The organism is Candidatus Sysuiplasma acidicola (assembly GCA_019721035.1).
Taxonomy (GTDB): Archaea; Thermoplasmatota; Thermoplasmata; order Sysuiplasmatales; family Sysuiplasmataceae; genus Sysuiplasma; species Sysuiplasma acidicola.
The window spans coordinates 1-16,640 of record JAHEAA010000028.1 but is presented as its reverse complement, the minus strand read 5'-3'; the positions used below and the strand labels follow the sequence as shown (position 1 = coordinate 16,640).

14 protein-coding genes, 1 tRNA gene and 1 rRNA gene are annotated in these 16,640 nt (G+C 51.4%); 8 read left to right on the top strand and 8 right to left on the bottom strand.

The genetic code is table 11. The features are described from left to right. Both KIS30_09720 and KIS30_09715 read right to left on the bottom strand, forming a co-directional pair. Positions 1–508, bottom strand: a 23S ribosomal RNA gene (locus KIS30_09720); the annotation flags it as partial. 756 nt (positions 509–1,264) lie between these two features. Then, a complete protein-coding gene (locus tag KIS30_09715; GenBank protein MBX8647014.1) occupies positions 1,265–2,263 on the bottom strand; it encodes an NAD-binding protein in 999 nt (332 codons plus the stop codon). 214 nt (positions 2,264–2,477) lie between these two features. Between KIS30_09715 and KIS30_09710 the strand changes: the two genes are divergently transcribed. From KIS30_09710 to KIS30_09700, 3 genes are all read left to right on the top strand, one after another. Continuing rightward, positions 2,478–4,154, top strand: coding sequence for a pyruvate oxidase (locus KIS30_09710; GenBank protein ID MBX8647013.1), 1,677 nt, complete (start codon positions 2,478–2,480; stop codon positions 4,152–4,154). Between the two features lie 56 nt (positions 4,155–4,210). Then, positions 4,211–5,494, top strand: a complete 1,284-nt coding sequence (locus tag KIS30_09705) for an NAD(P)/FAD-dependent oxidoreductase (protein MBX8647012.1) — start codon at positions 4,211–4,213, stop codon at positions 5,492–5,494. A 163-nt stretch (positions 5,495–5,657) separates the two neighbouring features. Further along, positions 5,658–9,830: a tetratricopeptide repeat protein gene (locus tag KIS30_09700; GenBank protein ID MBX8647011.1), complete on the top strand. Its 4,173-nt coding sequence runs from the start codon at positions 5,658–5,660 to the stop codon at positions 9,828–9,830. Positions 9,831–10,079: 249 nt separating this feature from the next. On the opposite strand, the gene truD is transcribed toward KIS30_09700, so the two are convergent. After that, positions 10,080–11,369, bottom strand: coding sequence for a tRNA pseudouridine(13) synthase TruD (gene truD / locus KIS30_09695; GenBank protein ID MBX8647010.1), 1,290 nt, complete (start codon positions 11,367–11,369; stop codon positions 10,080–10,082). 4 nt (positions 11,370–11,373) lie between these two features. Then, complete coding sequence (locus tag KIS30_09690; protein ID MBX8647009.1) at positions 11,374–11,649, bottom strand: DNA-directed RNA polymerase subunit L; 276 nt, start codon at positions 11,647–11,649, stop codon at positions 11,374–11,376. A gap of 183 nt (positions 11,650–11,832) precedes the next feature. On the opposite strand from KIS30_09690, the gene KIS30_09685 reads away from it, so the two are divergent. After that, a tRNA-Gly gene (locus KIS30_09685) sits at positions 11,833–11,920 on the top strand. Positions 11,921–11,975: 55 nt separating this feature from the next. Here KIS30_09685 and KIS30_09680 read toward each other — a convergent pair. Continuing rightward, positions 11,976–12,179 carry a CDGSH iron-sulfur domain-containing protein gene (locus tag KIS30_09680; GenBank protein ID MBX8647008.1) on the bottom strand — a complete coding sequence of 68 codons (204 nt, stop codon included), beginning with the start codon at positions 12,177–12,179 and terminating at the stop codon, positions 11,976–11,978. 74 nt (positions 12,180–12,253) lie between these two features. Between KIS30_09680 and KIS30_09675 the strand changes: the two genes are divergently transcribed. Beyond that, positions 12,254–12,616, top strand: coding sequence for a helix-turn-helix transcriptional regulator (locus tag KIS30_09675; protein MBX8647007.1), 363 nt, complete (start codon positions 12,254–12,256; stop codon positions 12,614–12,616). Positions 12,617–12,711: 95 nt separating this feature from the next. Here KIS30_09675 and KIS30_09670 read toward each other — a convergent pair whose 3' ends face one another. After that, positions 12,712–13,518 carry a hypothetical protein gene (locus KIS30_09670; protein MBX8647006.1) on the bottom strand — a complete coding sequence of 269 codons (807 nt, stop codon included), beginning with the start codon at positions 13,516–13,518 and terminating at the stop codon, positions 12,712–12,714. A gap of 72 nt (positions 13,519–13,590) precedes the next feature. On the opposite strand from KIS30_09670, the gene KIS30_09665 reads away from it, so the two are divergent. The 3 genes from KIS30_09665 to KIS30_09655 all read left to right on the top strand — a co-directional run bounded on the left by KIS30_09665 (position 13,591) and on the right by KIS30_09655 (position 15,883). After that, positions 13,591–14,016, top strand: a complete 426-nt coding sequence (locus KIS30_09665) for a hypothetical protein (protein MBX8647005.1) — start codon at positions 13,591–13,593, stop codon at positions 14,014–14,016. 13 nt (positions 14,017–14,029) lie between these two features. After that, positions 14,030–14,776, top strand: a complete 747-nt coding sequence (locus tag KIS30_09660; protein MBX8647004.1) for a methyltransferase domain-containing protein — start codon at positions 14,030–14,032, stop codon at positions 14,774–14,776. Between the two features lie 213 nt (positions 14,777–14,989). After that, positions 14,990–15,883 carry a DNA methylase gene (locus KIS30_09655; GenBank protein MBX8647003.1) on the top strand — a complete coding sequence of 298 codons (894 nt, stop codon included), beginning with the start codon at positions 14,990–14,992 and terminating at the stop codon, positions 15,881–15,883. 5 nt (positions 15,884–15,888) lie between these two features. On the opposite strand, the gene KIS30_09650 is transcribed toward KIS30_09655, so the two are convergent. Together KIS30_09650 and KIS30_09645 are read right to left on the bottom strand one after the other, a co-directional pair. Beyond that, positions 15,889–16,335 (bottom strand): DUF2203 family protein, encoded by a 447-nt coding sequence (locus tag KIS30_09650; protein MBX8647002.1) that lies wholly within the window; start codon positions 16,333–16,335, stop codon positions 15,889–15,891. Between the two features lie 141 nt (positions 16,336–16,476). Then, the coding region (locus tag KIS30_09645; GenBank protein MBX8647001.1) for a transposase at positions 16,477–16,640 on the bottom strand (164 nt) is incomplete at its 5' end.

Below are 16,640 nucleotides of genomic sequence, written 5' to 3'. Positions count from 1 at the left end.
GGTACTTTTCAGCTTTCGCTCACGCTACTACTGCGCTATCGGTCTCGGGTAGTATTTAGGATTGGAAGATTATGACTCCCAACTTCGCACGCAAAATCCAATGCGTGTTATTCTGGAACTCCAGGAATTTTCCCGGCAACTTGCCCCTACGGGGCTATCACCCTCTATGGCACTGCTTTCCAGCAGGTTTCAAGTTCATTGTAAGGAAATACCAGGGTCCTAACTCCACATCTCCCTCCGGTTACCCGGAGGGATTCGGTTTGTCCTGTGCCGCTTTCGGTCGCCCTTAATAACGGCATCTCGATTGATTTCTTTTCCTGCAGGTACTAGGATGCTTCGATTCCCTGCGTTCCCTGTCCTTACGGACTGCCTAAAAGGCAGGAAGTCCCATTCGGCGATTGCCGGATCAACGGCTCCTTGCGCCTACCCGGCACATATCGCTGCTTGGCACGGCCTTCTTCGGCTCCCGAGCCTAGCCATCCACCAAACGGCGTAGCTAACCACTGGCTATCGGCTCTGCACACGTCCAGACTGCAATTGACTGGCATCACCGACCACGAAACCTGCCTTCCACAGATTCCGGGTCTCTCCACTTCCTCGGTGAAGTTACTCGCCGAGTGCACGCGCCCTTATACTACGTCGGATCTAGCTCTTAAATTTTCCCAATGATTCCGCCCGAATCCTTTGGATTCCGGCGACCTTCAGAGGTAAATTCGGGGAGAACTTCCCCTTCGGCCCGACTGGGGGCTTACCGTCGAAGATGTTCCCCTTCTATATACCTTTCGGGTCTCGGATGGCAGATTCCATTAAGTGGGACTTGCGCAAAGAAGATTGCAGAGTACCGGTTACATTCGCAGCACAGGCGGTTTCTGTCAGACCTGCTTCGGCAGGCCCAGGCCGACTCCCGGTGGTACATGCCTTCATTCTTCAACGACCGTCAGGAGGCCGAAGTGCTCAGGAGGAACGGGTAATTGCGGAGATATTCGATTTGCTACGCATCATTATCAAAATGCCTGTACGGTACAGGAGGAGATAGAATGTTCAATCCGGGCGCGTCGAACCCACTGCTGACAATATTCTTGTTATGCAAAAAAGGTAATGCACCACGTAATAGTCTCTGTGGGCAAACAGCAAACCGGAGAATTGCGCAGCATTGGAAAATATTTTGCGCTGGCAGTCTGGGCCTGCGCGGTGACACACAGACACACATTTAGAGTTGACGTACGGGTGCGAGTATGCAGGCAAGTACACAGCACGGCAGTTCTCATCTACCCTGTTGCGACATCTTTCTATCAGCGGAATGAAGCGTTATTACTAAATCGCCAGGCTTTAAATTCGTTGAGCTGTCGAGTACAGCTGATGTCGTTCCATCCCTCACGAGCGCGATCGCCCTCTCATTTGCCTGCAGACTCAACGAAGAGAGTTTTGTCTCCTCGCTTATCTGTACTTCACCGAGGCCGATGCCTGCATCCTCCGTGACAAGATCCATCAGGAAACCGGCCCCTCCCGAGTCAAGTACAGCATTCGCGAGCATTCCGCCATGCATCTTTGAAAGTGGAATCACGGAATCAATCTTAGCATCTCTCATGATGTCGAAATCCTCGAACCGTGAGCATGACGCAATTACCTTGACCGACGGATTAAGTTCCCTGGATTTCAGCGTTACCATGATTGCCAGTTCGTCTGCCTGATCGGATATAACAAGTATGTTCGCATTTTCTATTCCGGCCCTCTTCAGTGTGTCCGTAGAGAGCGGATTCCCCGATATCGCCACGATGCCGTTTGACTTGAGCGTTGATGCATCTGTGCTGTCATCGACAACAACATATTCGGCGTTATGCGCTCTGAGCTGCTTTATCAGCTCGTTGGTCGAGTCGTTGTAGCCCACAATAATTATGTGTTCGTCCATAGTCATACGATGCAGACCCCTGAATTCCATAAACTTTTTGTCGATTACCCAGGCAGATACTTCAGTTGCTATAAGTGCATAGGAGCTTATACCGAACAGGATCACGAAGAAGAAGACAAATCTTGCCATTGTGTTGCTGGGGTAAATATCACCATAACCAACGGTTGTGATTGTCTCGATCGTCCAGTAGAGTGAGAGAAAGAAACTATTTTTCTGCCCTGAAGGGAGGACAGGTTCGACATAATAGAAGGCTACTGTGCCGACTGAAACCACAATGGTTGCAAAGGCGATCAGGATTGCGGCTTTTCTGCTGCTGAAAACACCTTTAATCCTGTTCTTGATCAGGAATATCAACGAAAACAGTTACAACCAAGCCTCCTGTTTGTGGTTGTAGAACCGGGCAGTAGTTAAAAATTATTGTTGAACGGGCCCGCCGCCTGTTCCGCCAATAATTCACCCCGTTAGACACTGTTCGTCAGCCCTGAAATGGGTCAAACAGGGTTATCGCTATTATTGCGAAACTGTTTATTGGAAAGAGTCATTCTTTACTCCGAGAATGGATGATTCGATGGTTTTCGGCAAGACGGTAGCGGATATAGTTGTGGAAAGACTCACAGGATGGGGAGTGAAGAGGGTATACGGCATCCCGGGCGACGCGATAAACACAATAATGGATGCAATCAGGAAAAGCAAGGATATTGAATTCATACTCGTAAGGCACGAAGAGGCAGGCGCCTTTGCAGCTTCGGCGGAGGCGAAACTTAGTGGAAAACTAGCCGCATGCGTTGGAACTGCAGGACCCGGATCCATACACCTGCTCAACGGACTCTATGAAGCGAAGACATCAAGAGTACCGGTGATTGCACTTACAGGGCAGGTCGACTCTGATCTTATAGGAACGGATTACTTTCAGGAAATCGATCTGCTCCGGCTCTTCTCCGACGTTTCCGTGTACAATCAGAGAATCGCTTCTCCGGACGATGCAGAGGTGGTAATTGAAACAGCCTGCCGGAATGCGGTTTCAATGAGAGGCGTATCACACATTTCCTTTCCCCTTGACATACCACGCAGAAAAGTGTCCAGGTCAGCACAGGAGACTTCGGTAACTTACACTGAAGCGAAGCCAGTTGCCGGAGATGCAGATCTCGGAAAAGCGGCAGATCTGTTGAACAACGGAAAGAATGTCATTATACTGGCTGGAAGCGGCGCACGCGCAGCGGGAGACATTCTTATTGAGTTTTCAGAAAAAATAGGAGCTCCCATCTGTGTAACACTTCCCGGAAAGGGGTGCATTCCCGATGATCACCCCAATTGTCTTGGAGGGCTGGGGCTGATAGGCACTAGACCCAGTCAGAATGCGATGGAAGAGGCCGACACGCTACTGATGGTTGGTACGAGCTATCCGTACACTCAATTCCTCCCGGAAAAAGCAAGGACAATTCAGATTGATCTCGACCCGGGTAAGATTGGAAAGAGAAAACAGGTTGATGTCGCACTGCTCGGTGATGCGCGTGACACGATTGAACGGCTTCTGAAGCTTGTAAAAGCGAGGGACAAAAAGGAATTTCTTGAGCGTTACAGAAAGGAGATGGTTAAATGGAAGGAGAAAATCGACGACGATTGTGCTGACGGGAGAAAGCCGATCAGGCCGCAGATCGCAGCGAGAGCGCTTCAGGAAGAGCTTCCTGATGACGCGATAGTCTGTGTAGATGTGGGTAACGTGACGGTGTGGATTGCCCGTTACTTCAAATCCGGACGACATAAATTCATATTTTCCCCCTGGCTGGGAAGCATGGGCGTGGCATTGCCTTCAGCAATAGGAGCAGCGCTTTCCAATCCCGCCAAGAGAGTGGCAGCCTTTGCGGGTGACGGCGGCTTCACCATGCTCATGGGCGACTTCAATACGGCAGTGAAGTACTCGTTACCGATAGTCGTCGTAGTAATAAACAACGGCATTCTTGGAATGATCAAGTTCGAAGAGGAGGTAATGGGTCACCCGGAGTTTGGCATCGAGCTGCACAACCCGAATTATGCAGACTATGCAATAGCTTGCGGAGGTTTCGGCATTAGAGTGACAGAACCCGGTGAGGTCAGGAAAGCGATCAGGGCTGCAATTGATTCGGGGAAGCCGGCATTGGTAGAGATAATGGCTGACCCGCAAGAAAGGCCGATGCCGCCGAAGATCAAAAGCTCGCAGGCAATACATTACGCGACTGCCCTATTCAGGGAGAAGTTCGATTACTGAAAACCGTCATTTGTGCTTCTGTAACACTTGCCTGAAAGGTATGCGCGGTGCAGAGAGTGAACAGTCTGAAAGAGGATGCGAAACATGTCGTGATTTTGGGTGCAGGCTTTGCGGGTATAGAGGCAGCTAAGACTCTATCGGCAAGCAGGGCCGCAAGATTGAGAAAAATCAGAGTAACCTTAATCAGCGACAGGAATTACCATCTTTTCTCGCCTCTCCTTTATCAGGTTGCCTCAGGTCTCGCCGATCCATACCACGTCATACAGCCCGTCCGGGGTTGGGCAGGCAGATATGGAATTGAGTTTATCGAAGGAGTTGTGAAGAGCGTGGACCTTGAGCTCAGATTAGTGCGGACAGACGTAGCAGATGTCGTATTTGATTATCTCATTCTCTGCACCGGCTCCGAATCAAACGATTTTGGATTGCCCGGAGTGAGAGAGCATGCACTCTTTCTGAAAAAACTGAAGGATGGTGAGGCGATTCGTAACAGACTTCTGGGGTGTGTCGAGAGTGCTTCTGTCGGAACGGTTACCCATGATGAGCGGAGAAAGCTGCTTACTGTTGTCATAGCGGGCGGTGGCGCATCCGGCATTGAGCTTGCGGGAACGATAGCGGATTACCTCGGAATTCTGGGCAACTATTATGAAAGGCTGGACATGAGGAAGAGTTCCAGCATCATACTTTTAGAGGCTGACAGGAGACTCGCACCCGGTTTGGATGAAAGGATTTCCGATGTCTGTACGCGTGTATTGCAGAGAAAGGGAGTTACTTTGAAACTTGAGGCGAAAGTTGCTTCGATTGACGAAGAGGGCGTAAAGCTGCAGGACGGAACGCGTATTCGTGCTGCAACAGTGGTGTGGACAGCGGGAATCAAACCAGGCAAAGTGATATCAGATTTAGCCGGAAGCGGAGTGCAGAATAAAGACGGAAGACTGCTTGTGGACGAGAAGCTCAGGCTGCCTTCCGACACGCACGTTTACGTGGCGGGTGATTGTTCTTACGTTACCGGTGCGGACGGGCATGCGCTGCCGGCTACTGCGTCGACAGCAGTGCAGGAAGGAAAATTTGCTGGACGTCACATTGCACTGAGCATATCCGGAAGAGGCGGAGGTGCGGATGAAGCGTTCAAATACAGAGACAGGGGAGTGATGCTGTCTCTGGGAAGATTTGAGGGGGTGGCATTGTTTGGAAACGGCATATTCGTTCGTGGTTTTGCCGGCTGGATCGCCTGGAGATTCGTGCACATTGCACTAATAAGCACACTCAGGAGCAAACTTGGCGTGCTCTTTGACTGGACACTTGCCATTTTATACAGAAGAATTGTGAGCAGAACAGACTAGGGCTGAACAACCTTTTCCGCAGCCTTCGCAGAGGACCATCACGGATTGGCAGCTCGCAATAAAGCAACTGACCGCGGGAACAGGGCCAGGTCAAAATGATACAATTACCGGTAATCGTCGAGGGACTGACGCAAACGAACGTGCAAATATATTATTACTCCCTATGCCATGTAAGCTGACGATCGTCAGACAAATACGTGTCAGGGATGGGATGATGCGATCAGATGAAAAGTACTACGCGGCAATCGAATCAATATCGGTGCTGGAGAGATACACTGCAAAGGCAGGACATTCTCTTCCGGGCCACAGGATGTGCGGTAAGCTTTACTCGTGTCTTGGTGCGACAAGAGGGTTCGTGGATGAGACAAGACTGTACGATTTTGCAAGGCGCCTGGCACAACGCAGCACGAACGCCGGCGAGGCAGAGTACGCAGTAAAGTTCATCAGAATCATACCGGAAGAGCATCTCACGGCAGGAGACAGGGAAATCCTTGTCGACGCACTGATATCGTTGGGAAGACTTGAAGAATCCGGACAGATGCTGAACGACGAACATTGGAAGGACTCTCCAGCTTCCTATCACCGCCTTCTCGGAAAACTCAGAAACGCAGAGGGGGACGAGCAGGGAGCAAAGGAGGCTTTCCGCAATGCGGTGAGAGCTGAAGGTGATGATAGCGGGGCGATAGAGGCACTTCTGGCGCTTTCAAAAACTCCGTCTGAAGAAGTAGAATTCCTGAGATTGAAGGCAGACAGTCTACTGCACAGAGGAGAAGCAGTGGAAGCGTTGAAAATTTACAGGAAACTGATGCGGTTCAACAGGGAATCGCCAGGCATACTGAAATCCGCCGGCGTGGCCTACGCCGATCTGAAAAGACCGGTCAAGGCGGAAAAACTGCTTCTGAGGTCAATAGAGAAGAGAAATGACATTGAGACAGGGATAGCCCTCGGCCTCGTGGAGACGCAGCTTGGAAAATACAGCGAAGCGTACCTGCACCTTTCTTCTGCTGTGGAACAGGGAGCAGGGGGATTTGATCTGCTCGCAGCATTCTGCAGAACATGCCTTATGACCGGAAGAGAAGAGAGGGCTGTTGAAGTACTCGAGTCCATGAAAAATCAAAACGGAGTGGAACCTGACACAGCACTTAAGACAATAAATGGGCTGACTATGCTTGCAGGCAGCAGAGACTGCAATAATTTCACATTACATTCCACTGAAATCGCTGAACACTACGGCAAACCCGCATCTGAAATAATGGAGATGAGGGTGGGCGCTCTCATGGCCCTTTCAAAATACGATGAGGCACTGTCATATCTGGACGGACACTTCCAGAAGCATGACAGATTTGCACTGACGAGAATGAAGTCGCTGAGGGAAACCGGAAGGATGGATGAGGCGGAAAAGATTGCCGACAGCATACTCTCGACGAATATGAACGATGATGAGGCTCTGAGCACAAAAATGCAGGCGATGTTCTTCCGCAACATGGGCAAAGAGGCCATCGGCGCATATGGGCACAGAGTCCTGAACAAAGGAGGAAGGAACGCGGTGTCCACGCTGCTGGAAGTGGCAAAGGCAGAAGGAGACGACAAACTCGCTCTCGGCGCTTCGCAGACGCTGATTTCAATGGGTGTCAGAGAGAGGCATATACTCAACGACAGAGCAACAGCGCTTGAAAAACTCGGCAGATTGAAGCAGAGTGAAAAATGTTACAGGCAGATGTACGACGCAGACGGCTCTCCGGAGGCACTGGAACTGCTCAGTTCATTTTATGCACGGCATGGCTACATCCGGAAAGAGGAAGAAGTTCTTTCAAACGCAGTGGAGAGCGGATTGCACGTCCCGTACGGACTGATATACAGGCTGGCAAAGATCAGACTGGAGAGCGGCGACGGAGAGGGTTCACTCAAAGCGATTGAAAAATCGCTTTCTAACAGGGAAACACCGGAAGGGAGATACCTTCAGTCGGAGGTTCTGCTCAAGATTGGAAGATCAGACGGTGCGATTGAGGCAGCTCAAAAATCCATGGTTCTGGGCTACCCGGCAAAACTAGCAGAGATAAAGGTTGCTGAAGCACTGATCATGCAGAGCAGGAAAGAGGACGGGCTACAGCACTACAACAGGGCGATTGGCTTCGGCTCGACGGACGAGCGTGTTTACATCAGCAAGGCGAGACTTCTGCAGTCGATGGGAAGGACTGAAGAGGCTGCTTCCGAGATACAGCTGATAGAGAGAATGTTCGGCGATTCGATAAGCGCCCGCGAAGAATGTGCCGCCTTCTACTACAGCGCTGAGCAATATCAGAACTGTATAGGCATGTCCGAAAGTATCATCAAAAAGGACAGAGAGAATTTCACGGCATGGAAGATGCGCGGTCTGTCAATGATTGCGCTGAAGAATTATGATGAGGGCATAAAGTCACTGGAATCCTGCGCAGCTGAAAAGAGGGATATGGAGATGCTCGGCGCGCTGAAGACAGCGTATGCAGCCAGAAACGATGCCAGCTCTGTTGTGAAGACCATAGACATGATGCTGGGCGGAAAGGGAGCTAGCAGGGAACTCCTTCTTGAAAAGGGGCATATGCTCGAAAGCAGCGGAAGGCATGTAGAAGCGCTGGATACATTCCAGAAGGCAATGGAAGAATTTGGAAAGGACGAACAAAGCGTCACGGGAAAGGCGTCTGTTCTTCACAGGCAGGGGAGATACGCCGAAGAGCTGAAAATGCTCCTTGACTTCCTGAAGGGCAAGAGTGATGCGCCCGTCGTACTCGGAATGGTCGCTGCTATTTACAGCGAGATGAAGAGGTACAGCGATGCGCTGGAATACGCGGACAGAGCCATGCAGGCTGATCCAGGCTCTTCGGCCAATGTGGATATGCGGGCAAAGATACTCATGTCCATGCAGCGGTACAACGAAGCGGAACGCTCGATAGACATAGCGCTAGAACTCAATCCGAAAGATCCTGTGGCGCTTGAACTGAAGGGGAATCTGCTGATGATTGACGGGGGACACGCACAGGCACTTGAAATTTTCAACGGCGCACTTGCGGCAGGCATATGCAATGCGAGCATCTACAAGAACAGGGGAGACTGTCTGCTGAAGGCCGGACGATACACCGAAGCTCTGGACTCATACAACAAGTCATCCAAACTTGAGCAGGGCAGAACGGATGCCCTGCTTGGCAGAGGGGTATGCGAATACAACCTAGAAAGATACTCGTCCGCAACCATGTCGCTCAACGAGTTTACAAAAAAGGAACCCGATAATGCTGCCGGCTGGTTCTACTTCGGACTTGTACTCCACAAACAGAGACTCGCTTCAGAGGCAAAGAAGGCATTTGAAGAAGCGGTCAGACTGGACGGCACACATGACAAGGCATGGTTTGAGCTTGGGAAAATGCACCTTGAAGAAGGGAATCTGAAGGCATCGAAGGAGGCTCTGTCGAAATCGCTTGAGCTCAATCCGGAAAATTCGGAAGCCCGGGAGAAGTGGGATCTCTGTGTGGCCGCTGAGAGGAGAGTCAAGGCGGAGGACAATGCCCGGGCACTTATGAAGCTGGAATACGAGATCGGCAGGGTGCCGACTAGAGAAGAGGCATTTTCAGTATGCAAGATCCCGATGGACGGGATTGATGAGGCGTTCGAGGCAATACAGGAGCCCACATCACTGACGGTGCCCATGGCCGGCGACGCCGGCTGGGAGTCGCTGGAAGAGCGATCGGCCGCAGTGATGCAGAAGTGCTTCAGAAACGATGCGGGTGTGTCTTCGGGAATACGGCTGTGCGACATAGCCGTCGGCTTCCCTTCCTATACGATTGATGAATGCAAGCAGATACTCGAATACATCAGGAAAGTGCAGCAGATGGGGCTGCTTGAAGGCGTAGAGGATGCCAGGTTTGAGAAACTCATGAAGAAGGCCACGAGGTTGAAAGGCGAGGACAGGACACTCGTCGGTATCGTTACCAACCTTGGTGTAGGCATCTATACGGCACGACTCATACTTGGCAGTCTTGCTGCAATGGGCAAAACCGGTTACCGCACCGATTACGTCAGCGTTTCACCTCCCGCGGTCGAGTCCACGGAACAGGAATATGATCCTTATGAGGCGAGAAGGGAACTAATGGAGCAATATTACGGAGGGAGCGGCGGCAGTGGAGAATCGCTGCCGGAACCGGAAGACGAAAAATGCCTGTATCACGGCAGGGAAGCGATGGGGGAGTGCAGTGCATGCCGGACGAACGTCTGCGATGACTGCCTCTCAGGCACCGGAGGCTTCTGTCCAAACTGCGGCGTCATACTTGCCGGGGAAGAGAGCGAAAGTTCCGATGCAGCGTTGTGACGTTATGAAAGCGATCATGAAGCGCTCCAATTGTAATGGGAAGATGAAAGCGGGTGACAAATATGTTACAATGCCTGGATATGCCCAGGAAAGCATGGCATGGCATGCCCGAAATCACGTGTGTGGAGTGAACGTCAGATCAGACGGTTCTCCTGAGTCCCTCCAGTGTCCCTCCGGCTGTTCCCGCTGAAGCACGAACCGCCACGGTTTCTTCGGCAGGAAGCCACCGTATTCATACTGGGGAGGATGTCACTTCATTATCTCCCTGAGCAGTGAAGTGGCATAGGTCCCGCGGAACAGACTGAATTCGAGCAGGAGATCGTTTCCGTCGGCGTGCACGCTGACAGCCTTCACCGGAGCCAGTATCTCGCGCCTCGATCCTGAAGAAGAGCACTCACCTATTTCAGGGACGATGAAGTCCTGCCCGGAGAGGCAGTTCCTTTCCGCAACTTCTCTCTCTATCTCTCCCTGCGGACCGCCGGCAAATACAGATTCCCATCCAAGCAGCAGGGCCGAGATGAAACCGTTTCCCATACCGATCTGGTGGTTGACGGCGTCGATGTTTGTGGCGCTGACGTCAATCCTGCGATCACGGTCAGGAAGACCGTGCTCGGTCGATGCCAGCACGATGTCTCCGACTACAGCTCTGTTGAGCGGTACGCCCTTCTTCACGCGTTCGGAAATCATCTCATTGTACAGTTTTCCCTGAAGAGCGTGGACAAACATCATCAGCAGATTCTGGGGAAGTTTCCTTAGTGCGCCGACAAAGTCCCCGGGATTGGAGTCAAGGTGTTCCAGGAGTATTCTCTCAAAAACCATGACCCTTGGCATTGATTTCAGCACTTCCCCGGCAGGTGCCCCGCTGTCAAAGAGCATCCTTGCCTCCCTCACCTCCTCACCCTCCCTGTCAGAAGGCGTTCCCGCATAAGCGTGAACTGCTCCTTCGAAATCCCTCCTGACGATCTTCAGGCCGACAGTATGGGTGTTGGGTCTGAGGCTTCCGAATCGCTGTATTCCGAAGAAATTGGGAAAACCGCCGGCACCTCTGATTTCTGACAGCACACGTTCGGCCTTCTCTTCAAGCAACCTGCCCGAAAATCTGCATTCCCTGATCCTGATACGAAAACTGTTGCCGAGGAGATCGCCTAGAGACAGCGCCCTGGGCGATCGCTGCACCGCATCTACGCTGACGTCGCTTATCCGGAGCGAGGAGACAGCTGCAACATCCACGTCCTCAAAACTCATGTACTGTGATGTTACGCCCCTCTTGTCCTTCGTTCCTGCAAAACCAATACGCTTCCTGCTGATCTGCAGTCTCCTTGAAATTTCCCTTATCAGCCTGTTTGTCTCCCAGTTTGTTGACGTGACTCTGCATATCAGAAAGTGACCGTCATCACGTGAGGCTGGAAGGAGAGGGATTTCATCGACAATGAAGTCTTCAACTTCATTCTTTATTGAGCCTCCGACGCCGTCGGAACCGGTCAGGTAGACATGCATTCCAAGTTCTTGCTCGACTGGAGACGGCTCTGGTTTCTGCATAAGCCTAACGCAAATTCTTCTCAACCTTCTTTCTGAGGTCTGAGAAGTTTCCGTTCAGATTCTCCGCTGCCTTCTTGAGGGCATTCCTCGGATCTCCTGAACTGACCCTTACCACGAGAGAAGGAACGTCAAGGTCTGGATGCCCTTTGACATATTTGGCCTCAACAACCTTTTCATTCTTGAGTATTTCAGTCAGAAGAGGATAGATGAGAGTGTCGTCGGCACCAATGGCACCGATTTCGATTTCTTTCTCCTTTTCGCTAATAACCTTGAATTCCATATAATCCGACAAAACATTACGGGGGGATATTAAACTTTAGCCTGTTCACAATACTGTCTGAGATGCGGACATGGAGTTTAAGACGCACTGTTGTTGACAGGCGGGACGAGTATGGGGTCAGATGAACGCCATGTCCGGAAAAGATAATATCTCCGTTTAAATGTGGCTGATGAGCACAGACGGGCAGGTGTAATCTAGTCTGGTTAGGATTTTGGCCTTCCACCATCATGGAGGAGAGCCAACAAGTCGGGTTCAAATCCCGACACCTGCATAGTTATAAAACAGGAAATATGGAAGAGGTTTGGCTACGCCGAACACAGATTCCGTCAGTAGTGATTTATTACCTTTGCTTTCTGTTGTTCATCGTAGACATACAGCTCGCCCTGCTGTTCCGAAACTGTTGCCTTGTGGCTGCCGTCGCAGTAAGGTTTGTTTTTTGACAACCCGCATGCACATATGTATATCGTTTCGCCTGCTTTCGCTTCCACAGGGTACGGTTTGTTTCTTTCATGCTTAACCAGTCTTGCCATGATTTCACTTCCATTTGTAAAGCTCGTAGAATAAGGAAACTATTAAAACCAGTAAGTGAAGATGTGGTAATCCAGTGACAGCAAGTCAATCCGTAAAAAACATTGCCGCCGTCGAGTTGTGTCCGGTCGTTGGAACGATCAGAGCGCTGGGAAGCGAAGCGAAACTCATAGTCATCAGATACTTGAGCATGAAAGGAATGGGCTTCAACGATCTTCTCAGAGCAACCAGCCTGAATTCGAAGACGCTTTCCAAGACACTCAAATCGCTGGAAACAGACGGCATAGTTGTGCGTGAGGTCATCAGCATAAGGCCCTTCAAGGTTCGTTATACGCTGGCGCCCAAGGGACAGGATCTTGGCCCGATGCTCGACGCCATGGGCTCATGGGGCAAGAAGTGGCTGGAGGCCATGGACGGGCAGGAAATTATCGGCAGATAAGCGTACCTCAATACGCGAGTCAGGATAACATTCATGCAGGCGGCCGAGTCCCGCGTGGACTGGTCGCCGGCAACGGCACTTCACTTCGCAGAAGATTACACACAGCATCTGGGATTCTCAAATGACTTCATCATCAACTCGATCATGCTCTGATTGCGCGTCACGATGCCGTATTGATTCTCCTGGTCGTCGAGCTCCGCGGTAACCAACTTTCTCGAGTCTGCAATAATCACGTTGCAGTTGCATATCAGTGCCTTTGAATGACTGCGCCAGTCCTTGAATTCAGCTGATTTGGCAAGTTTGCCGCCAAATGCGATATCTACGTTTACACCGCGCTTGTCGCGTGCTTCCCTGAGCGACTCGATGAGGGAACTCACCAGCCGTTCGTCTGCAGCCATAAGGACTATCTCTTTGCGTGCTTCGGCCACCGACTCCTTCATCATATCCACGACGCCTCTGAATCCCTTCACGACGTAGGCTATTTCCACAGAGGAGAGTGCATACATCTTCCTCCGGTCGGCAAGCATTTCCATGGATCTCTCGAGTTCGCGGAGCGTCTCCATCCTCCGACGATGCTCTGCCTGTATACCCTGCTCCAACCCGTGAAGCAGCCCCGGTGCATTCGAAATCATATAAACGCTGGGAGTGCCGTGCTGTGCCATCACAAGTTCTCTGTCTTCGAGTTCCTTCAAAGCATAGTAAATCTTGGAATCGGGTGTGCCGTTGATCTCGCATATCCCTCCTGCTGAAACTGGCTGACGCTCCAGAATAGTCACAAATGCCTTCGCAGCATAGCTGGAAAGTCCGAGTTCCCTGAGTCCGGAAACGGCTCTTTCCCTGACCTGCGACAACTCGCCCGGAATCTGCTCTGAGCTTCTTTTTGCGTCAGTCACCGCTTTCATACTGTCTCTTGTCAGCAGAAGTCAGATTAGACATATATAGTTATCTACTTCTTACAGTAAGTAGTAGATTGTATGACAGAAAAATGCAGCACAGATGAAATAAGAATAGTCGTGAAAAGCAGGCGCGTAAAAAGAGTGCCATATGCCATTACCGAGGTAAACATTCCAACTTCCGTCACGATGAGCGGAATAACATATGCCAGATCCAAGCGCATGCTGTATAGCGAGCTGCCCAGGAGTGACAGGCTGCGCCTGGATGACGAGCAGGCAAGAGCTGTTGAGCGGGCGAGGAAATTTGCTGCCGAGACAGGGAAGAGGATCGTAATAGAGGATGTGGGCAGGAGAAGCACAGCCAAGAAAGTCGCGGACATGCTGATGAGAAGGAAGCTGCCATGCTCTCCCGCACTTGTGATTCCATGTGAAAACGGTGCTGCACCGGAAAATCACAGAAAATCATACGGAATTGAATCAGATTCAATTGGAAAATGTTTTCAATGAAGGAGGAATTCGCATGAAAGGAGCAGGAGAACTGGAAATCCGAAGCATTGTGAAAGAAAGATATTCCAAGCTCGCAACAACGCCGGAAACAGGGAAATGTTGCGGAGAGGACGATGGATGTTGCGGAGGCTCCAGCCGTGAAAGCAGGGACACCGTGCCGGCAGAGGCCTCATCAATCAACGCAGGCTGTGGCTCGCCCATGCTCCTGGTAACACCGAAGCCGGGTGAGACAGTACTGGATCTAGGCAGTGGAGGCGGTATAGACGTGTTCAGGGCATCACAGCTGGTGGGACCAGGCGGCAGGGCCATCGGCGTTGACGCGACGCCGGAAATGATCTGGAGAGCGAGAGCCACGCGCGAGAAGTACGTGGACAAGTATTCTAACACCGAGTTCAGACTCGGTGAGATTGAGTGCCTGCCGATTGCATCGGACAGCGTCGATTACGTGATATCCAACTGCGTGATCAATCTCTCTCCGGACAAATCGGCAGTCTTCATGGAGGCTTTCAGGGTGCTGAAGAGAGGCGGCATGTTCGCCGTTGCGGATGTTACGCTGGACGCTGAAATACCTGAAACTGAGAAGAAGAACATGGATTCGTGGTCGGCCTGCATAAGCGGCGGCCTGACTGAGCAGGCTTATAGAAGCATGCTTGAAAAGGCAGGATTTGAAGACGTGTCCATCGAACATGTATCGTCCTCAAATATCGGAAAATTTTCGTTCGAATATCACAGTTCGCACATTAAGGCAAGGAAGAAGTAATCTGCAGTATTCCGTCCGGCACATCAGATTGCGCGCGTTAATCACAATCTGCAACACGATGTAAAACGACGCCCAGCGGCAGGCACCATGGGCACGATCGCGGCAGGGAGATAACAAAGGAGACTGCGGGGGTTGAGCGTTTCAGTTAAAAGGAACGATCCGGATACCCCCGCCACAATTATGCAGGAAACAGATCGCGGCCGGTTGCGCTCAATGAAGAGGATCACGCGCAGGGAATATACTGAATTCATGAAGAGGAATGATTGCGTCACAGTAGGAAATGTAAGCATTGATCTTGCCAGGAGACAAGAACCAGACAAATACGAGCCAGAAGGGTATGTTCCGGAAGAATGGACGGTCTGGAGCTTCCGTGATCGCGGCGACTGGGCAACGCACAGCGGCAATTTCAGAGGGAACTGGAGTCCGTACATACCCAGGAATCTCATTCTGAAATACAGCTCACCAGGTGAAACGGTGTGCGATCCGATGGTCGGCAGCGGAACCACGCTCGTAGAATGTGCGCTGCTCGGAAGGAAGGGGATAGGCGTGGATATTAATCCAGCCGCTGCCATGGTTGCAATGAACAGACTCGACTTCGGTGTGCCCGGAGTGAAAGCGCGATCTAGACGTGAAGAAGTGTTCGTCGGGGATGCGAGGAATCTCGACCTGCTTGCTGACGGATCAGCGCATCTTGTGCTGATTCATCCGCCTTACTGCGGCATCATCAAATACGGCGGCTCATCGGTGGCAGGAGACCTGTCTAACTTGAATCTGCGCGATTTCCTGGATTCGATGAGAACGGTAGCATCGGAAGCCTTTCGGATACTCGGTGAAGGGAGATACTGTGCAGTGCTGATAGGTGATACCAGAAACAGGAGGCATTATGTTCCCATCAGCATAGGAGTGCTCAATTCATTCATGGCCGCAGGCTTCGTGCTCAAGGAGGACATAATCAAGATACAGCACGGAACATCGAGCGGGAGGCAGAGATGGAAGGGACATGGATATGACTTCTACAAAATCGGGCACGAGCACCTGTACGTTTTCAGGAAGCCCCTGCCTTCAGAGAAAGTTTCCGTTCTGAAGAACAGCATTAAATGGTGGTGAGATGCTCATTCCAGCGGCCTCCTGCCGGCATAGCCGCCCTCCAGCGTATGCCAGTAGCGAACCTCCGGCTCGCCTCTCTGCCAGCAGAGGAAGATCACCTGCCCTTCCCTGGAGGAGTAGAAGTCAATCAGTCCTGTATCAGGATTTTTCAGAACGACACCCAGTGCGTTTATATTCCCGACCGCCGCATTCCATTTCCCTATCCGTGCATCCTTCTCTTTCTCGAGCTTAAGATATTCGCCGCGATCCGGATTCTCATCATCGCGTATCGATTCCCCCCAGTACCATTCCATATCCTCAGCAAGCTCCGCCACCGTCCTGATCTCGAGGAGTATCCTGTCACACTCCTTCAGCCTCGACTCCAGCGTCGGTATAAGATCGTTGGCTTCATCAACCGTGAAAAACCTTACTGGCGGCTCACTTTTCCGAAACTCTTCAGTTTTACCGTTCATTCGAGCTCACGCGTGATTCCGGTTCCCGTACTGCTAATTTTTCGAAACTATATATGATTTGGTTAGACCCTGTCAATTTTTGCTTGAAAACATTGACTTGAAGGCTTCCGCTCAGCATCTTTGTATTGCTGTATGGCCTCATTAGCCTCCCGCTCCTGCCCGGGTCACGGGCAGACACACCGGGTTCGACCGTGACCATATGTTCCTGGCTGCGTTGAAGTCACGGTCATGTGTGGCACCGCACTGGCATTGCCACACCTTCTCTGCTCCGAGTTTGCGATTCACCTTACCGCACGCGGAGCACT

Coding starts and splice junctions, on each gene's coding strand:
- KIS30_09650 (MBX8647002.1), bottom strand. CDS start 16,335: ATGAACGGTAAAACTGAAGAGTTTCGGAAAAGTGAGCCGCCAGTAAGG.
- KIS30_09655 (MBX8647003.1), top strand. CDS start 14,990: ATGAAGAGGATCACGCGCAGGGAATATACTGAATTCATGAAGAGGAAT.
- KIS30_09665 (MBX8647005.1), top strand. CDS start 13,591: ATGACAGAAAAATGCAGCACAGATGAAATAAGAATAGTCGTGAAAAGC.
- truD (MBX8647010.1), bottom strand. CDS start 11,369: ATGCAGAAACCAGAGCCGTCTCCAGTCGAGCAAGAACTTGGAATGCAT.
- KIS30_09660 (MBX8647004.1), top strand. CDS start 14,030: ATGAAAGGAGCAGGAGAACTGGAAATCCGAAGCATTGTGAAAGAAAGA.
- KIS30_09690 (MBX8647009.1), bottom strand. CDS start 11,649: ATGGAATTCAAGGTTATTAGCGAAAAGGAGAAAGAAATCGAAATCGGT.
- KIS30_09700 (MBX8647011.1), top strand. CDS start 5,658: ATGCCATGTAAGCTGACGATCGTCAGACAAATACGTGTCAGGGATGGG.
- KIS30_09710 (MBX8647013.1), top strand. CDS start 2,478: ATGGTTTTCGGCAAGACGGTAGCGGATATAGTTGTGGAAAGACTCACA.
- KIS30_09670 (MBX8647006.1), bottom strand. CDS start 13,518: ATGAAAGCGGTGACTGACGCAAAAAGAAGCTCAGAGCAGATTCCGGGC.
- KIS30_09680 (MBX8647008.1), bottom strand. CDS start 12,179: ATGGCAAGACTGGTTAAGCATGAAAGAAACAAACCGTACCCTGTGGAA.